17 protein-coding genes are annotated in these 17004 nt (G+C 40.4%); 1 reads left to right on the plus strand and 16 read right to left on the minus strand.

What is annotated here, in order from left to right; translation table 11 throughout:
• Positions 1 to 36: 36 nt before the first annotated feature.
• The 11 genes from ACN6MY_RS14065 to ACN6MY_RS14115 all read right to left on the minus strand — a co-directional run bounded on the left by ACN6MY_RS14065 (position 37) and on the right by ACN6MY_RS14115 (position 10113).
• Positions 37 to 1365 (minus strand): 6-phospho-beta-glucosidase, encoded by a 1329-nt coding sequence (locus ACN6MY_RS14065; protein ID WP_419880758.1) that lies wholly within the window; start codon positions 1363 to 1365, stop codon positions 37 to 39.
• A 37-nt stretch (positions 1366 to 1402) separates the two neighbouring features.
• The gene (locus ACN6MY_RS14070; RefSeq protein WP_419880759.1) at positions 1403 to 1747 is read right to left on the minus strand and encodes a PTS lactose/cellobiose transporter subunit IIA; all 345 of its coding nucleotides are present in this window, start codon (positions 1745 to 1747) and stop codon (positions 1403 to 1405) included.
• Between the two features lie 27 nt (positions 1748 to 1774).
• Entirely contained in the window at positions 1775 to 2677 is a 903-nt protein-coding gene (locus ACN6MY_RS14075) for an ROK family protein (RefSeq protein ID WP_419880760.1), read from the minus strand.
• Positions 2678 to 2685: 8 nt separating this feature from the next.
• Complete coding sequence (locus ACN6MY_RS14080) at positions 2686 to 2922, minus strand: hypothetical protein (RefSeq protein ID WP_419880761.1); 237 nt, start codon at positions 2920 to 2922, stop codon at positions 2686 to 2688.
• A gap of 10 nt (positions 2923 to 2932) precedes the next feature.
• Entirely contained in the window at positions 2933 to 4282 is a 1350-nt protein-coding gene (locus tag ACN6MY_RS14085; protein ID WP_071349674.1) for a PTS sugar transporter subunit IIC, read from the minus strand.
• Positions 4283 to 4349: 67 nt separating this feature from the next.
• A complete protein-coding gene (locus tag ACN6MY_RS14090; RefSeq protein WP_090990217.1) occupies positions 4350 to 4667 on the minus strand; it encodes a PTS sugar transporter subunit IIB in 318 nt (105 codons plus the stop codon).
• 32 nt (positions 4668 to 4699) lie between these two features.
• Positions 4700 to 6169: a glycoside hydrolase family 1 protein gene (locus ACN6MY_RS14095; RefSeq protein ID WP_419880762.1), complete on the minus strand. Its 1470-nt coding sequence runs from the start codon at positions 6167 to 6169 to the stop codon at positions 4700 to 4702.
• A gap of 123 nt (positions 6170 to 6292) precedes the next feature.
• A complete protein-coding gene (locus ACN6MY_RS14100) occupies positions 6293 to 7024 on the minus strand; it encodes a MurR/RpiR family transcriptional regulator (protein ID WP_419880763.1) in 732 nt (243 codons plus the stop codon).
• 164 nt (positions 7025 to 7188) lie between these two features.
• Positions 7189 to 8568, minus strand: a complete 1380-nt coding sequence (locus tag ACN6MY_RS14105) for a UDP-N-acetylmuramoyl-tripeptide--D-alanyl-D-alanine ligase (protein WP_419880764.1) — start codon at positions 8566 to 8568, stop codon at positions 7189 to 7191.
• A 133-nt stretch (positions 8569 to 8701) separates the two neighbouring features.
• Positions 8702 to 8857 carry a hypothetical protein gene (locus ACN6MY_RS14110; RefSeq protein WP_419880765.1) on the minus strand — a complete coding sequence of 52 codons (156 nt, stop codon included), beginning with the start codon at positions 8855 to 8857 and terminating at the stop codon, positions 8702 to 8704.
• Entirely contained in the window at positions 8854 to 10113 is a 1260-nt protein-coding gene (locus ACN6MY_RS14115; protein WP_419880766.1) for an ATP-grasp domain-containing protein, read from the minus strand. The genes ACN6MY_RS14110 and ACN6MY_RS14115 overlap by 4 nt, the downstream gene beginning before the upstream one ends.
• A 160-nt stretch (positions 10114 to 10273) precedes the next feature.
• On the opposite strand from ACN6MY_RS14115, the gene ACN6MY_RS14120 reads away from it, so the two are divergent.
• Positions 10274 to 11311 (plus strand): YheC/YheD family protein, encoded by a 1038-nt coding sequence (locus tag ACN6MY_RS14120; protein ID WP_419880767.1) that lies wholly within the window; start codon positions 10274 to 10276, stop codon positions 11309 to 11311.
• Between the two features lie 18 nt (positions 11312 to 11329).
• On the opposite strand, the gene ACN6MY_RS14125 is transcribed toward ACN6MY_RS14120, so the two are convergent.
• The 5 genes from ACN6MY_RS14125 to hpaI all read right to left on the minus strand — a co-directional run bounded on the left by ACN6MY_RS14125 (position 11330) and on the right by hpaI (position 16985).
• Complete coding sequence (locus ACN6MY_RS14125) at positions 11330 to 11827, minus strand: N-acetyltransferase family protein (RefSeq protein ID WP_419880768.1); 498 nt, start codon at positions 11825 to 11827, stop codon at positions 11330 to 11332.
• Between the two features lie 154 nt (positions 11828 to 11981).
• Entirely contained in the window at positions 11982 to 12965 is a 984-nt protein-coding gene (gene hpaD, locus ACN6MY_RS14130) for a 3,4-dihydroxyphenylacetate 2,3-dioxygenase (protein WP_419880769.1), read from the minus strand.
• A 13-nt stretch (positions 12966 to 12978) separates the two neighbouring features.
• Positions 12979 to 14448, minus strand: coding sequence for a 4-hydroxyphenylacetate 3-monooxygenase, oxygenase component (hpaB, locus tag ACN6MY_RS14135; protein ID WP_419880770.1), 1470 nt, complete (start codon positions 14446 to 14448; stop codon positions 12979 to 12981).
• Between the two features lie 12 nt (positions 14449 to 14460).
• The gene (hpaE, locus tag ACN6MY_RS14140; RefSeq protein WP_419880771.1) at positions 14461 to 15978 is read right to left on the minus strand and encodes a 5-carboxymethyl-2-hydroxymuconate semialdehyde dehydrogenase; all 1518 of its coding nucleotides are present in this window, start codon (positions 15976 to 15978) and stop codon (positions 14461 to 14463) included.
• Between the two features lie 83 nt (positions 15979 to 16061).
• Positions 16062 to 16985, minus strand: coding sequence for a 2,4-dihydroxyhept-2-ene-1,7-dioic acid aldolase (hpaI, locus tag ACN6MY_RS14145; protein WP_419880772.1), 924 nt, complete (start codon positions 16983 to 16985; stop codon positions 16062 to 16064).
• Positions 16986 to 17004: the final 19 nt, after the last annotated feature.

A 17004-nucleotide genomic window follows, 5' to 3' on the forward strand; every position in this document is an offset into this window, starting at 1 on the left:
AAGAGACAGGAAAATCACCCTGTCCCTTTAGCAAAATTACTGTACTGCTTTCTGAAAAAATTGCGGCAAGTGTTCTTTATGGGCTTCAAGCATTTCATCCAGAATTTTTTTTGCAATGGTATCGGATGGCACTAAAGGATTTATTGTCATTGCAACGAGCGCTGTATTATAATTTCCAGTAACTGCAGCTTCAGCAGCCACTCTTTCAAAGGACTTAATCTGCTGTACAAGCCCGCGCACTGCAATAGGAAGGTCTCCGATTGCTATAGGTTTAGGTCCATCCTTTGTAATTACACAATTGATTTCAACAGCTGAATCATCCGGTATGCTGGCAATTGCACCATTATTCATTGTATTAACCGGCTGGATATCCCGTTTATCATTATAAATGGAATTAATCAGGCTGCAGGCTGCGTCGCTATAAAAGGCGCCGCCGCGTTTTTCAAGCTGTGGCGGCTTAATGGAAAGCTCTGGATTTTTATAGAGTTCAAACAAATCCTTTTCAAGAGCCTGTACCACCTCTGCACGTGTGCCGGAGGATGCCGACGCTTCCATTTCTTCTTCAAGCATTTCGCTGGTTTTGTAATAATACCGATGATATCCGCATGGTATGACTCCTAGCCCTTTAATAAAGTCAGGGTCCCATGAAAGCCCTGCTATATTTTTCATTGTCATTTTATTTTCAGGATCGGCCATTGCATCAATGACTTGCTGTTTTACACTCACACCATCTAAAAATACATCAAGACCGAAAACCATATGGTTCAATCCTGCAAAATTTACTGACACACGTGATGGATCAACTTCGAGTGACTTAGCTATCCCCATCTTCATACCGATCGGTACATTGCATAAGCCTACAACCTTCTTGATTTTGCTGTAGCGGAGAACCGCTTCTGTGACCATTCCTGCAGGATTTGTGAAATTAACCAGCCATGCATCAGGGCATAGTTCTTCCATATCCTTGCAGATCCCAAGAATCACAGGAATAGTTCGCAGCCCTTTAAATAAACCGCCTGGCCCATTTGTTTCCTGGCCAATCACTCCATATTTCAGAGGGATCCTTTCATCCTTTGCCCTTGCATCAAGCAAGCCTACCCGAAATTGGGTAGTTACAAAGTCAGCTCCTTTTAATGCATCTCTTCTATCTAAGGTTAAGTGGATATCAATATGTAGTCCAGCTTTTTTAACCATTCTTTTCGCAAGATTTCCGACTATTTCAAGTTTTTCTTTTCCTGCTTCTATATCAACAAGCCAAAGCTCCCTGACCGGAAGTTCGTCGTGGCGTTTGATAAAACCTTCAATTAATTCTGGTGTATAGCTAGAGCCTCCGCCAATCGTCACTATTTTAAGTCCTTGTTTCATGAAAAGCCCTCCTGTAAATAAATTTTAAATAATAAACTTATTGAATCTGCCGCTCATCCATTTTGATTTTTATTGCCTCCATCTGCTTATACATCAGAATCATTTCAGCAACCAAATCGCCGATCGTTTCAGCACTCATCATTTGATCTTCTGCATGCATGATAATCAGGGAAAATTCAAGTTTCTTTCCAGATGCCTCCTGCTGAATCAGGCCTGAATGAGATTTATGCCCTTCAATCAAATATGATTTGGACTCTTTGAGCTTATTTTCCGCTTCATCAAATCGTCCTTCTCTAGCAGCATATAAAGCTTCCATGACAAGACTTTTGGCTGTCCCTACGTTTGAGATAATAGTAAATGCCGTTAATTCCATTTCTTCCATCGTCTTTTGATCCTCCCCTTATGCCTTTTAAATCTTACTTGCGCAAGCCTGAAAATGATGATAAAGTGCCCCAAGCAGTCCTGCATCATTTTTTAAACCGCAGCGTTCTAATGCAGATTCTTTTCCATATGAGCCCATACTCTGTATTCTCCATGTAAGCTCACTGATAAGTTCTTTTCTCTCGCTTACCGCACCGCCTATAAAAAGCTTCTTCGGATTGAACATGAACAGCAAATTATAAACAGCGATTGCCAGACTATTGTAAAAGGAAGTAACCTCATGCCGGGCGCGTGGATCTCCTTGTTCGCAAGCATCGAAAACATCAAAGCCAGAAACAGTTTCCACTTTAACTCCCTTATATTTTGCAAACCTTTCACGCAGTCCATATATTGAACCCGTATAGCTCAGCGTGCATTTACCGGCCAGATTATTTTGAAGTCCCTGAGTAATCATATATCCGAATTCACCCGCCATATTTGAACTTCCCCGATAGAGCTTGTTATCGATAAAGATTGCTCCTCCTATTCCCGTCCCAATTGTCATGCAAAGGAAGTCTGCTTCATTCTGTGCATTCCCTTTCCATTTCTCCCCTAAAGCAACACAGTTCACATCATTTTCAGCACTTACGCTGATGTTCAGCTGTTCTTCCAGATATTCCTTGATATTAAAGCGGTTAAAATCACCGATAGCGCCGCCAACCTCAATGTAACCTGTTTTTTGATCCACAAATCCAGGCACACTGAGTGCAATGCCAGTTAATCCTTCTGTCTGTAAAGCCCGATCTATAATGGATTGCAAAATAGCTGAACCGTCAAAACGGTTTGATGGATAAGATCCTTTTTGGAGGAAGTTTCCTTCTTTGTCGAGAACAGCATATTTAATGTCCGTCCCGCCTATATCAAACGTAAGGTATTTTTCGATTGTTCTCACCTCTATGCTTACTGTATACAACTAGCGGTATAATAGAGAGCCGGTCCGTATTTCGATTTTTTGAATATGTCCATTAAATACTGCTCAGCTTCTTGCCCTGTCAATGAAGTGACTACCTCAAAAACAGCTGTTATTTTGGTTTCTGAAAGTAAAACTGCCTTTACCTTTTCATCCTGATAATCATTAAAGAATTTGCGGACAAAGGAAATTTGCCCGCAATAAAATTTTATTTTATAAGTATTCATCGTTCTTCCCTTATGCTGGAAGGTCTTTCTGATTTTTCTTGCTGCTTGAATTATTAACGGAAGCGGCTTTATTTGATGCCAATACGAATGGCAGGTAAACAATTGTGGAAACTGCCAGACATACAAATCCGATCAGTAATGCAACGTAATTTCCGCCTGTGCCTAAAAATGCTATTAACGGTCCAGGTGTTGTCCATGGGACCTGATAGGCAATTGGCGGAATAAGTCCAGTGGTAATGGCAGTATAACCGATGATGACATTGATGGCCGGGACAAGGATGAAAGGAATGATCAATATTGGATTAAGAACCACCGGCAATCCGAATATAACAGGCTCATTGATATTAAAGAGTCCTGGAGCGATTGAAAGTTTTCCAATTTCACGGTAATCCTTCCTTTTAGAAACAATGAACAAAGCAATCAGCAAACCTAATGTCATCCCAGATCCGCCATAGTTGGCAAATGCATCATTGATGGCCCATGTTACAGGGTATGGAGCTCCCCATGCAGATCCGTGTTGTGCAACATAATTCAGATTTTCAAGGTTCGGCTCAGCGAACATGGCTTCACGGATGGCTGCCACCGTATTAGGTCCATGAATTCCAAATACCCATAGAAGATTGGATACAATAGCCAAAATAACAAGCGAGAAAATACTGGTTCCCAGATTTTTAAGAGGAGTTTGAAGGACTGCATAAATAAGTTCATGTAAACCTTTAGGATAAATTTCTAAAATGATCGCGTTGGCAATTGAAAACCCTACGGTAATGATGATTATAGGAAATAGCACTTTGAAGCTTCGGGCTACTGCCGGCGGGACAGAAGCAGGCATGTTAATCTGAAGTTTTTTGGACTTTGACAGTCTGCTGAAAAGCTCACCCACAATCAAGCCTACAATCAGGGCAACGAACAAGCCTTGAGCTCCCAGCCATTGCGTAGTAAGGAAGCTTGCGCCATCCACTACTTTATAGGCAGGGTAAATAATGAAAAACGTGGATAAAGCAGTCAGGCCGCAAAGAAGCTCATCTGCTTTTAAGGCAAGTGCCATATTCCTTGCAACCAGAAAAACAATAAACATTGCCAGCACATTGGAAGAACCATTGAGCACAGGTGTGAAAATATGCTGATAATCAGAAAGATGCGGAAACAGCTTATTCAGGAAAAGTATTTTTGCAATAAATCCATCCGGTGCTAAAACGGCAAAGTTCAGCAGTACGATCAAAGATCCCGCCAATGTAATCGGAAATGCTAAGATAAAGGCATCTCGTATAGCAACAATATGCCTTTGTGAGTTGAGCCTGGCTGCTACTGGAACCAGAGCCTTCTCCATGAACCCCTCAAATCCCGCCATGAATCCCATTCATTTTTCCCCCTTTAGTGGTTTAAGCTTCTATTTACTAATTTCTTTGGAGCTATAATAAAAATGATCAATTCTCTTCAAACTGGCTCATTAAATCCAGCGCCCTGCTTAGAATGGCTTTTCCATTCATCATTCCGTAATCCCTCATCTCTATAACTTCAACAGGCACCCTGCCAGCGATGATGGCATCCACCTGCGGTTTTTGGTAGCGTACTTGCGGGCCAAGCAGCACCACATCAACTTCTGCAGAAACACTGGAGCATTCCGATACAGGCAAAGCAAATATATCAATTTCTATCCCTTTCTCTTTTGCTGCATCATTCATTTTGTTCACCAAAAGGCTTGTAGACATGCCGGCTGCACATACTAGCAGGATTTTTTTCATTATTTTTCCCCCTATGCTTTTTATTAAGGATGTTATCTGGACTCCTCAGTTTGTGAAGGAATAAAATTTAAATGACTTCCATTCGACTTGATGACTTCTTTGTACCAGTAGAAGCTTTTTTTCTTTATCCTCCGTAAATCTTTTTCACTGTGTTCATCACGATTAATGTACACAAAACCATACCTTTTTTGATAGCCATTCAGCCAGCTGAGGATGTCTGTAAATGACCATGTACAATATCCAAGCAGCATGGCGCCATCATTTATAGCATTCTGGCAGGCTTCAACATGTGATTTTAAGTAATCTATCCGGTAATCATCATTGATGATGTCATGATCCTCTAAAGTATCAAACTCGCCCAGTCCGTTTTCTGTGATCAAAATAGGCAGCCCGTAACGGCTTGTGAGTCTTCTAAGTCCAATGCGCAAACCTTCGGGATCTATTTCCCAATCCCAATTGGTAGCTTCTAAGTGAGGGTTTCTTATAGATTTGTACATTCCTGGAACACCGCTTTCCGGAGTGGTGCCTTTTTGGCCGGTTGTATTCATGTCCCCCTGGCCAACGCCATCAGCCGGATTCATTTCCACTGTACCGGTCCGGTAATAATTGATGCCGATAAAATCTGGCCGGCCAAATTCAAGAAGCTCCCAGTCACCTGCATGGATATCAGGCGCCAGATCATTTTCTTCTAAATACTTCCATGATGCTTTTGGATATTTCCCCCAGCAATAGATATCCAGCCACCAATGATTATTAAGATCTTCTGCATTCTCAAACGCCATCACATCATCCGGGCGGCATGAGAATGGGTAATTGGGTCCATAGGCAAAGCTTGGCCCTATCTTACCTCCAGGCACATATCTCCTGAAGGACTGTATTGCTTTGGCATTGGCCAAATTAGCAATATGATTGGCATTGTACATTCTTTTTAAATCTTTTACACCCGGCGGATGGATTCCTGACTTATAGCCAAGACCGATAAACACATTTTGTTCATTCAAAGTGACCCAATACTTTACACGGCTGCCGTAGCGTTTATAAAGGGTTATGCAATAATCATTAAAATCTTCAATAATCTGCCTTGATTCCCATGCCCCGTATTCATCCATAAGACCTTGCGGAACATCCCAGTGGTAAATCGTTATAATCGGCTCAATTTTATATCTTAGCAATTCATCAATAAGCTGATCATAAAATAAAAGTCCCTGCTCATTTGTTTCGCCATTCCCCTTGGGGAAAATCCTGCTCCATGCAATTGAAAAACGGTATGCTTTTAGCCCCATGTCAGCCATTAATGCAACATCTTCCCTGAACCTGTTATAGTGGTCAACGGCAACATCGCCGTTAGTTCCTTTAAAAGTCGTGCCAGGCAATTTTGTGTATGTATCCCAAACGGATGGCCCTTTCCCGTCTTGATCCCAAGCGCCCTCTACCTGATAGGCAGCTGTGGCCGAACCCCAAAGAAAGTTATCAGGAAAGCGGCCCTTACCTGTATGCATCATTGACATCTCCTCCTCCCTGATTAAATTGTATACGCTTTCAAAAATAGTGTAAATAAATTTTGAATATTATGTAATTTGTATCATTGCTTGGTAATTGTTACATTTGAAAAACAAGGTGTTTTTTTATTCCCTTTTACCGCTCCTGTGAATTTCACGTGCAATAGATTCGAGTATGTATACCACAGGGATCTGGCTGGTAATGTTGGATTCTTCTATGTATTCCTCCGTAACATAATAGGAAATATTCAAATCAGAAATATTTGCAATGGTACAGTTTTTCTGATTAGTGATGCTGATAATCGTGCTTCCTTTCTCTTTCAGCTTTTTTATTAAATTGATGATTTCGTGAGTCTCCCCTGACACAGACATGGCAATGGTGATGCTGTTTTCAAGAAGCCTGTTATGTATTGGGAAAAAAGGATCTTTAATGTACAGAGAAAATTTTCCCAGACTTGAAAAATAACGTGCTCCATATTCAGCCATAATGCCGGAACTGCCGATTCCGAGGAAAATAACGCTACCTGATCGTGCTATAAGGTGTGAGGATTCCTGGATATATGATTCAAATCCGCCCTTTAGGGTTCTTTCAACAAATTCTGATAATGCATGATGTGTGCTTTTTAAATTGTTGTCTGCCCTTTTTTCTAAATACAGTTTTAGCTTCACTTTAAACTCTGAGAAGCCTTCACAATCATTTTTACGGCAAAACCGGAGGATTGTGGAAGTGGATACATGTGTCTCGTCCGCAAGCTCGCGAATGCGCATATATATCACTTTATTAGCATGTTGAGTAATATAATTATAAAGGGAATATTCTAATTCGTTGAAAGATGAAATTACTTTGTTGGGAAACATCTACGTTCCTCCTCATTTTTCATGTAATTATATATTCTCAGAATTTATGAGAAAATCCTTTTTATTTATGAATTTAGAAAAAATCGATTTTTGGAGTGATAATTTAAAATAAAAAAGCGATGCTATTTCAGCAGCGCTGTTATCTTTATAATGAGTTAATCTCTTTATTTCAGATAGGAAATGAATGTTTCGAACGCTTCATCATCTCCCCCAGTTTTAAAATAAACGATATCACCCGGGAGAAGCCATTTATCAAATATCTCCAGTATGTCTTCAGGGTCAGAAGAATTGAAAACATTCTCTTTTTTCATCCCGGCACTTATAGCTGCTTTTCCTAAATCTTTAGCCAGGGATCCTTTTGTAATCAGTTTATCTATTCCAGATTGTGCAGCCAGTTTTCCTATTCTTTCATATTCCGAATCTGCATATTTTCCAAGGGCTGCTACCCTTCCTAATACAGCAATTTTTCTGCATGATGGAAATTCAAGATCATTAAGAGTCTTCAGTCCGCTTTCCAAAGAAGCAGGATTGGATTTCCATGTATCGTCAATTATAGTAATATCGTTTTTTCCCTTAATCAATTGAAAACGGGATTTTAATGTAGTAAAAGTCTCAAGCCTGCTGATTGAAGTCTGTATGTCGACTCCCATTTCCATTGCAGCAGTTACTGCAGCAGCAGCATTATACACGCAATGCTCGCCCAGCCCTGGAATAGTGCCCTCATATATTTGATTTTCGCAGGACAACTTATATTTCATGCATTCGTTTTCATAACGAATTTCTTTTATCTGCAAAAAAGCACTCTCTTTTTTTCCATAGGTAATAAGTTTACCTGAGTAACCTGAAAAATCTATTGTCATAATATTTTTATCATCACTATTTATAATAAGAGTTCCACTGTTTTGTAAGCCTTCCATCAGCTTTGCCTTTTCTGCTATATACGCTTCGAAAGTGCGGATTTTGTCTGTATGGTCTATGCCAATCATCGTGAAAATCCCTATGGTAGGAAAAAAGTACCTGCAAGCTTCCATCATGTCTCCACGCCTTGAAATGGCCGTTTCGAAGACGGCTGCATCGGTATTTTCGTCAATGCCCAGCAAATAAGGCAAATTATAGCAGTTAGCGTTTTTGTTTGATTTTGTTGCCTGGACAGTCATTTCTTTATTGAGAATATACTTAAGCATTTCTTTTACGGAGGTTTTACCGCAGGTTCCGGTAATGGCTGCCACTGGAATATCAAATAAATGCCTGTAATACGATGTGAAAGCATAAAATGCTTTAAACACATCTTTTACCATGATGATTTGGTATGGAGATAACATTTCCATATTAGAAAAGGGTTCATCTGTAACTATGAAAAAATTTATATGTTTCTTTAACCTGTTTCCATCCAGTCTTCTGCCTTTTTTTACACGAAAATAAACGGTGTTATTTCCTGCTTCAGAAAGCTCGCGTGTTACATGGATAATTTCGACATTTTCATGAGCCTCAGAGGGCGTTTCTCCCATTGCTTTTAATATATGTTCCAAAAATAGAGCTTTCAAGCTATCTCTCCTCTCAATGCTGAAAACACATTGAATGGTGTCAGCATTAACTTTTTATTTTTTTAAGATATTGCCTACCCTATCAATATACGTTAATGAAGTTCGACTATAACTTACTTCAAAAAGAGTTTGCCTAATCTTTGTCCATAATTTGTGACTCGAATAAATGAAGTCTTCCCCGCCCTATATTCAGCTGTTTCTTCAGTTTACTTACTAGCTTTTTATTTATAGATACGTTTGGAAAAACAGCATGCTGCACCACGTTCTTTAATGACTTTTCTTCATTCATTTTGATTCTTTCCCTTCTTTTGGTTTTTCAGGATTCTGGCTGTTTTCAAGGTGAAATTTAATTTCCTTCGCGGCCTCTTGTGCAATTTTCATTGCGTCCTCTTTGCTGTGTGAAGATGCCATCACATATCCGTACCTGTCTCCCATCGATAATGGAGCTCTTAAAAATTTTCCTTTTCGTGGTTTTATAAAAACCTCTTCTACCCCAGGAAAATTAGCAGCAGCATTGGCTCCTGTTACTTTGATGAGCTTGCCTTCGTTTTCCACGGTCAAATAGTGGACATATACATATTTTTCATGGCTTCTTTTTAGATTTGGCTTGTTTCCTTGAAATGACTGGATTGTTTCTTCAACTAAATTGATTCCATACCCTACCTCTATAATTCGGTTCATGGCACCTCCGGAAATCCGGGGATTAATTTCAATGACTTTCCATTCTCCATTTACCAGTCTCATTTCAATATGGCATGCACCGTTTTTCATTCCAAATGTATCCACAATAGAATGAACGGTTTGCTGAATATTATGATAAAAATCTTTATTTAAGAATGGATCCAAAATATATCCTGTTACAATGAATCGCTTTTGGAATGTAATTTCCTGTTCTATCACTGCAGCGATATGCACTTCTCCGTCATGAACCAGGGTTTCAACCAAAAATTGCGGACCGGTTAAAAACTCCTCGACCAGTATTGGTTTCTTTCCATATTTTCGGATAAGATTTTTCATCGCTGACTTTAATTGAATTTTGCTATTGGCCATTAACACATCCTTTGAGCCTGCGGATATCGGAGATTTAATGATTAAAGGCAGCTTGGTTTTATGCTCCAAAACAAAATCTTTTAATGAATTTCCAGGAGTATAAATGGAAAAATATGGTGATACAGGCAGATCTTTAAGCATGCTGCGTGTAAGCACTTTATCCTCCATCTGAAGAATCGGAGCAGACGAGACCACACTTGTACAGAATTCCTCAGCCAATGACGCTGCCAAATGAACATACGGATCCATAAAACTAAAGATATTTTTAATGACTTTTCCCTGTTCGATTAAATCAGCTATGATTGCCTTTAATGTGCTGATGTTCGAGAAATCCGCGAATATCATTTGGTGAACTTCTGGAAACTCCAGTCTTTGCTCCATAAATTGAATTCTATCTGTTAACAGTACTGTGAAATATCCCAGTCGGTCTGCCGCTTTGATAGCTTCCCGGCTGGATCCCGATTTACTTGTAGCAACAAATACAATCGTGTCCATTATTTGATTAATCCCACCTACATTACATTTTTTAAACAACCTATAAAATAAATTATGACGATTCTAATAAAAAGTTCTCAAATTGAAAAGAAATGGGAATGTGGAAAAGCCCTACTTAATATTTTACTGAGAAAACCAATTTAGAGCGGAGGGAAATGTAATGACCTTAATTGGCATGCTTCATCATAGAGAAGATCCAGAGAAGGTAATAAAAGCCTATGCGTATAATGCCGTTGCAAAGGCTGAAGGTGCAGATTTCTTTTACTTTACGCCTGGAAAGGTAAATATAAATACTAAAACCATTACAGGAAAAATGTATGAAAACGGCCAATGGATTGAAAAGGAATTTCCCTTTCCTGAAGTCATATATAATGCCAGTCCTCCCATTAGCGAAAAGGCTTCCGAAATGTATGATTATCTAGCACAAAGAATTCCTTTTACAAGTCATTCAATCGGCAACAAAGTGAGTGTATTTAACCGGATTAAAAGTGGAAAGGACTTCTCGCAATACCTAATACCGACTGAAGAAGCAAGTAATTCCCAAATAGTTTTTGATATGATAGATACTTATACGCAAGTTATCTTTAAGCCTGTAACTGGACGCCAGGGAGGAGGAATTCTTTACATTGAAAAAGAAAATAAAAATAGTTTCAAAGTAAATGAGGCAGGCAGTTTATCGAGCCTCAGCAAATCACAATTGCAAAAGGTAATCGCCGAAAAATATGAAGAACGGGATTATTTAGTTCAGCCCTTTATAACCTGCAAAATCAATTCCGGCCATGTATATGATCTTCGTTTACATGTTCAAAGGGACGGTGAAGGTGAATGGGTCATTGGCTCCATTTATCCGAGAATAGGACCGCTCGGCAGCATAACCTCCAACATAAGCAGCGGAGGATACTCCTGTTTGCTGGACGAATTTTTAAAAAGAGAGTTTGAGGATTCGTGGTACAACATGAAAAGGAGTCTGGAAAAGTTTGCTGTCTTATTCTCCAGGCACTTTGCCACATTATATGATAATATATCATTTGACGAATTAGGCATTGACGTGGGTATCGATAAAAACCAGAAGTTCTGGATATTCGAGGTAAACTGGAGACCGGGAATTCCGGTTATCTTCAATGGTGAACTGGATGTTGCAAGGAATACCATCCATTATGCGAAATACTTAGCAAAAATGAAAACAGAGCAGCCATAAATTTTGGCTGCTCTGTTTTTAAAGAAATAGCACCATATGGTCTTCATCAAAATAGGCTTCTCCTATTTTCAAGGCATTTTTATCAATGCCAAACACTTCAAACCCTAAGGATTCATAGAGCCTTTTAGCAGGCTCATTTTTTTTTGTCACTGACAGGTGTATTTGTTCGATATCCTTCAGCTCTTTTGCTTTGCTGATTGTCTTTTTCATCAGCTCACGGCCTAAGCCTTTCTTTCTTTTTTCCTTTGATACATACATTCCATAAATATTTGCTCTATGTCTGAGCTTTATCTTGCTTTCTTTTACCAGTGAAACAATTCCAGTCAGCTCTCCGTTTTCATACGCTCCAAAAATCATGGCTTCATAGGATTCTATTCTGTTTTGATAATGTTCAATAGAATTGCTTTTTTCTTCTTCATAACTGGATGAAAAAGCCTCTGGGCTATCTTTTAAAGCTTCAAGCCTGATTTTTTTATACTCTTCTGCATCAGATTGGTTTAAAAGCCTGATATTCACTAAGATACCTCCACTAATCAATTGTTTTTATTTATAAAACATTTTATCCCATTTTAACTGACAAGGATAGTTCAATTTTTTTTAGGGATAGGGGTTTTAATATATTAATAGCGGGATAATAAAACAGGTATCCATAAATGGATACCTGCTAATTTTAAATAATGAAGGTTGGTTTATGCTGTTCAAGAGATGGCTTGGCAGTTTCCATCTGCTTGCCGGTATGAACATCCATTACCTCCGATGCTTCATTAAACCAGCAGTCCGGTGCAGCCGCACCCCAAAATGTTTGTCTCCTCTTATCATTAATATCCCAGCGAATGGGCTTGAAATCCGGATCAATGGTCAGATAATCCCCATTATACAATTCAATCCGGTGTCCATCCGGGTCTCTTAAGTACAGGAAAAAAGCGTTTGAAAGACCATGCCGCCCAGGCCCGCGTTCAATGTTTTTACTATATCCGAGCGATGCCAGCACATCGCAGCCCTGAATGAGAGCCATAGGATCACTAAGCCAGAAGGCAACATGATGAAGGCGCGGGCCATTCCCATTCATAAAGGCGATATCATGCACTCCCGGTTTCCGGAACAGCCATGCTGCCCAGATGTTTTCTTCTTCTGTAACCGTGTACTCAGAACATCTGAAACCCAGATCATTCATATAAAACTCACATGCTTTTTCCACGTCGGTTACCGCACCGTTGAAATGGTCAATTCTCTGCACCTTTGCCCCTTGATACAAATCATACCGCTGAAGCATCCTTTCTGCATGGTCCATTTCTGAAAAAAATTCAATTGGAAGGCCAGATATGTCCTGAACTCTTAAAGCTCGCCCGATTGCATGCTGAGATCCTTTTTCGAGCCACTTTGTTTTCATGCCCCTATTTTCAAAAACAGCCGCAAGTGCATCAAGATCTGTATTTCCATGAACTTTATAGCTCATTACTTCAGCACAGTGGCTTTCGGCTTTTTTTAATAGAAGGCTGTGATGGCAATGCTCTTCAAGCCCCCTGAGATATATCGCTGAATTATCTTCCTCAGTTACTATGAAACCAAGACCCTTCACATAAAATTCACGGGATGCTTTTAAGTCCGTTACATGCAAAACGGCTCTTGCAGCACGAAGAATATTAAAAGCCATATGACTGCCTCCTTTAGATGGCCGAAATATCATGTTTAGTAGCGCTTTTAAGGAAATCCTTCACTCTTTGTTTAACATAATCTTGTTCATAGTTATCAAAATAAGTCATGCCCATTCTTATTGGGTCGCCAAAGAAATAGTATTCATAATGCATTTGTCTGCTTCCAAAGGAACTAAGCGTTAAATCCCAGGCCAGCCGGAATAACTGAACCCTTTCATAGCCATCAAGATTCTTGCCCTGCAGTCCCCTCTGGATAATCGGCCCTATTTCCTGAGAATCAAAATCTTCCTTGGTCGGGATGCCCATCAATCCAGATGCACCAAGAACACGAATAATTTCAACCAGGCGCGGGTACATTTTCGGGTACCAGTTTCTCGCAGCATCAAGGGCTGCGTATTCCGGTGTCATTGTTCCCCATTTATCAAGCTTGGCATTATGTTCGGCCCGGTATAAATGAGATTTCATTGCTTCAAGGGTCAGCATGATTTCAGTCCCTTTTTCCTTAACATGCTGAAACTGATCTATTCCAATCGCATCCATTATCGACAGGGCAACTCCAAGCAAAAATTCGGTTTTGATAATATTTTTCGAAACTACCTGATGCGACATATGGACTACAGCGTTCGTTTCCCTGAAGGTACGGTTGCAGATGGATGAATTTCCGCAGACAAAAACACGATCCCACGGAACGAATACATTCTCAAAAGAAACGATTGCATCTCCTTCTTCAAAACGAGATGATAAAGGATGGTCCCATCCATTTCTTCCGTAGTCAAATGATTCCCTTGAAATGAATTTCAGTCCTTCAGTATTATTAGGAATGGCAAATGCAAGAGAATAAGCATCATCTTTTTCTCCAGCTTTTTTGACGGTCGAAGGAAACACAAGAATTTCATCTGTAATCCCCCCCTGTGTTGCCAAAAGCCGGATCCCGTCCACAATGATTCCATCGCTCTTTTTTTCAGTCAGGTGAAGAGCAACATTTGCATCACCTTGTTCATGCGGTGCTTTAGACCGATTTACCTGAGGATGAATCAGGGTATGTGTCAAACTTATATCATTTTCCCTTGCGTATTCGTAATACATTTTTGCATTTTCAGCAAACAAAGGATCTTCCTCGCCAAAAAAACTGCTTGATGATCCCATCGCCATTACTTCAGCATTGAGATAATCCGGTGAACGTCCCATCATCCCGCATGAAGTGATCGCCCATTCCTGAATGGCATTGCGCCGCAGGATAATTTCGTCAATAGTTTTGGGCTGCATGAAGGTAATCCCTATACTTTCCCCTGAAGATGGTGAATTGTAGAGCATTTTTCCAGGCTTTTCGTACTGTAAGTCATAGAGCTGTGCCATTGATTTTACAACGCCTTTAAGTCCAGGGTGCTCAGTAACATCATCCACTCTTTTGCCGTGGAGATAAATATTGTTATTTGCCTTCTTCAGCCGATCTAAATATTCTTTCCCCGTCTTGGCTGGCATTATCTCTCCTCCTTATTTTCCAAACTGGGGGATATGGTGGTCACTCATAGCTACGTGGATAACCTTTGGCTCGGAATAGAATTCAAGCAGGGCATAATGGCCGCCCTCCCTGCCTATTCCGCTGGCCTTGGTACCCCCAAAGGGGGTGCGGAGGTCGCGTACATTTTGCGCATTAAGCCAGATCATCCCTGCATCAACTGCCTGGGCAACTCTATGCCCGCGCTTGATATCATTTGTCCATACATATCCTGCGAGACCATATTTCACATCATTTGCTGCTGCAATTACTTCTTGCTCATCTTCGAACTCAATGACAGCCATGACAGGGCCAAAGATTTCTTCCTGGCACACTTTCATATCATTTCTGGCATGAAGTAAAACAGTTGGTGGAACAAAATTCCCTGCCTTTGCTTCGGAGGGAACAGTGCCCTGGATAACTTCACATCCTTCTTTTTTCGCTAATTCAATATAAGAGTTTACTTTGTTGAAATGCACTTTATTTATCAGCGGCCCAAGTTCGGTCTCAGTATCCATGGGATCGCCAATTTTTATGTTTGTTACTCTTCTTTTCAATTCGTCAATGAAACGATCTTTGACTTTTTTATGGACAAAAACCCGTGAGTTTGCCGTGCACCTCTCACCGTTAAAGGAAAATATGCCCCACACTGCAGCGTCCAGAGCACGTTCAAATTCACAGTCCTCAAAAATGATCAAGGGGGACTTTCCTCCAAGCTCCATGGATGTCCTCTTCAGTGTATCTGCTGCATTTTTAAGGATCACTGTGCCAGTAGACGTTTCCCCTGTAAATGAAATGGCGTTCACATCGGGATTTGCCACAAGAGCGGCTCCTGCCGTTTCCCCATGCCCATGAACTACATTTAATACACCTTTTGGGAGGCCAGCTTTGTCAATGACCTGTGCCAAAATATGCGCGCTGAGCGGCGACAGCTCAGCCGGCTTTAATATCACTGTATTTCCAGCAGCGAGTGCAGGGGCCACCTTCCATGTTTCCAGCATAAATGGCGCATTCCACGGAGTTATCAGCCCCACAACCCCTACAGGTTTATAAATCGTATAATTAATGAACTCACCGTCAGCCTGATAGGCTTCTCCATGAAGTCTAGACTCCGCCATTCTTGCATAGAATCGGAAATTCTCAGCAGAACGAGCAGTCTGGTTTTTTGTCTGGGATACAGGAAGTCCAGTGTCCAAAGCTTCTAAAACTGCAATTCTTTCTATTTCCTGATCTATAATATCTGCAATCCTATACAAATACTTCATACGCTCAGAAACTTTCATTTTCCCCCATGGGCCATTTTTGTAAGCTTCCTTTGCTGCAGCTGCTGCTTTTTTGATATCCTCTTCACGGCCTTCCGCTACGCTATTAATTTTCTGGTTTGTGAAAGGATTAATATTTGCGAAGGACGAATTGGAATAGGCAGGTACAAATTCTCCATTTATATAATGTTCGATATTTTCTATACTTGAAATGATGCTTTCAAATTTTTGATCTGTCAGTTTGGATGGCATACATTCACTCCTATCCCCAGTTTTTATAGAGTGTTTCTTTCACGTGTCTCCTATCCCCCTAAACTGGGATAATCATTTTTATTTTATTGCTTCACACTGTCAGGCAGCTTCACATACTTTTTCAGCACCTGGCGGATTTCAGCCTGCAGGGAATGTTCCGGAAGGTCCATCGGCTTTCTTAATACAGGACTTATTTTTCCCATCATTCCAAGTGCTGCTTTTAATGGCGCCGGATTGGTATCCTTAAATAAAACATCATTGAGCTCGAGCAGCTCATAATGAAGGTTTAGGGCATGGTCAATGTCTTTTCGGGTCCATGCATTATAAATTTCCGCTACCTTGTCTGGAAGAATATTGGCAGTAGCGCTGATATGGCCTGCTCCTCCAATTGCAAGCATAGGATAGCAAAGCAGTTCGATACCGGAGTACAGAAGAAAATCCCTTCCGCACTTTGCCAAAACACGGTTTACATGCTCGAAGTCTTTATTGGACTCTTTGATGCCAATTACATTTAGGCAGTCCTCATTTATCCTTGCCAGTGTATCAGTGTGTAAATTGACTCCGGTCCTGCCGGGAATGTTGTAAATGATGATAGGTATATCCACGGAATCAGCGATGGTTTTAAAATGGTTGTATAATGCATGCTGTGAGGGTTTATTATAATAAGGCACAATGATAAGGGCTGCATCGGCACCTATTTCCTGGGCTTTTTTTGTCAGATAAAGAGTTTCATTGTGGTTTACTGAACCTGTTCCAGGCATAAAAGGAACTCTGCCTTTTATTTCTGCAGCAGCCGTTTCCATGACCTTCACACGTTCCTCTGCAGTCAGCGAGCTTGGCTCTCCGGTAGTTCCAGTAACAGATATGCCATGGGTCCCGCTGTTAATATGCCAGCTTATTAAATGTTTAAAAGATTCATAATCAATCGATTCATCGTCATTAAAGGGGGTTATTACAGGGGCTATTGATCCCCTGAGAATGGCCTTGGCTTCATCAAATTTTGACAAGAAGATCACTCCTGTATTT

The sequence above is a fragment of the Peribacillus sp. B-H-3 genome (genome assembly GCF_048572925.1).
Classification (GTDB): domain Bacteria; phylum Bacillota; class Bacilli; order Bacillales; family DSM-1321; genus Peribacillus.